At 41.6% G+C, this 1511-nt stretch carries 1 protein-coding gene; it reads left to right on the top strand.

Annotated elements, in window-relative coordinates; all coding sequences use genetic code 11:
- Nucleotides 1-1458, top strand: a 1458-nt coding sequence (locus tag QUA45_RS28755) for an IS5 family transposase (RefSeq protein ID WP_333223343.1), incomplete at its 5' end; no start/stop codon positions are given.
- Nucleotides 1459-1511: the final 53 nt, after the last annotated feature.

The raw sequence follows: 1511 nt of genomic DNA, 5'->3' as shown, positions 1-1511 counted from the left end.
GAGTTTGAACTGCCTTTCGGAGGAAGGTTGTCTGCTGACAACCGTTGGGTAAAAATGGGCGAACTAATCCCGTGGTCAGAATTTGAATCAGAATATGCTGAAAACTTCCCCACAGAAAAGGGCGCACCAGCCAAATCCTTTCGGATGGCATTGGGGGCGTTAATTATCAAAGAAAAGCTGGGAATTAGCGATCGCGAAACGGTAGAACAAATCCGTGAAAACCCCTATCTACAATACTTTATCGGTAGCTCAAGCTACAGTAATGAGCTACCATTTGACCCATCACTATTAGTACACTTTCGGCAACGGATTAGTTGGAATCTAATTAAAAAAGTGAACGAACGCCTGGTCGAAAAAATGCGCTCCATCACCCCAGTTAAGACCGAAAAAAAAAAGGATTTGGACGCAAAAAATGAATCGCCCAAGTTCGGAAAATTAATCATAGATGCGACTTGTGCCCCAGCCGACATTACCTATCCGACCGACTTAGGGCTATTAAACAAAGCTAGAGTTCATACAGAAAAAATCATAGACATCCTGTATAAACAGATCAGATATCAAACCACCAAGAAAAAACCAAGAACCTACCGTAATCTAGCAAGAAAAGACTACTTAGCAGTAGCCAAACAAAGACGACCCACTCGCAGCAAGAGAAGACAGGCACTGAAAAAACAACTCCAATATATCAAGAGAAACCTCGCTCATATTGGACAGTTAATCGAGTCAGGTGCAACCCTAGAAAGCCTGACAAAAAAGCAATATAAAACCTTGCTAGTCCTGACAGAAGTCTATCGCCAACAACAGTGGCTGTTTGAACATAACAAACAGAGCATAGAAGAGAGAATAGTAAGTTTAAGTCAACCCCATATTCGTCCGATTGTCAGAGGAAAAGCAGGAAAAAAGGTAGAGTTTGGAGCTAAACTCTCAGCGAGCTGTTTTGAAGGATATGTATTCTTAGACCGAATAAGTTGGGATAATTTCAACGAATCAGGAGACTTGAAAGCACAAGTAGAAGCTTATTATAGCTTCACAGGATATTATCCAGAGTCCGTTCATGCCGATCGCATTTACCGTACAAGAGAGAACCGAGCTTGGTGTAAAGAAAAAGGCATTAGAATCAGTGGACCCCCCCTAGGAAGACCTCCAGCAAATGTGAGTAAAGAAAAAAAGAAGCAAGCCAAGGAAGATGAGAAGATTCGTCAGGCAATTGAGGGAAAATTTGGGCAAGGTAAACGAAGGTTTAGCCTGAATCTGGTAATGACAAAACTTGAGAATACCTCTGGTACAGCTATTGCTATCACTTTTTTAGTAATAAACCTTTCTACCTGGTGGCGCCGGGTTTTTTGTGTGTTTTTAAGCGGTTCGGGGAAAACAATGCCTGTTTTTGGGCTTAACATAATTTGCGCTTATATTTCATTCAAAATGAGGCCGGAAAAACTCATCTTTAACTCTGGTTGAATAATCGATCACTCCCGATCGCCAAAAAGCGATCAATTATTCAGCAAGCCCTA

Origin of the sequence: Microcoleus sp. Pol12A5, from assembly GCF_036701435.1 — a bacterium.
Lineage (GTDB): Bacteria > Cyanobacteriota > Cyanobacteriia > Cyanobacteriales > Microcoleaceae > Microcoleus.
Note: the sequence above shows the minus strand (reverse complement) of the source record. Positions and strands in the feature narration are given on the sequence as shown.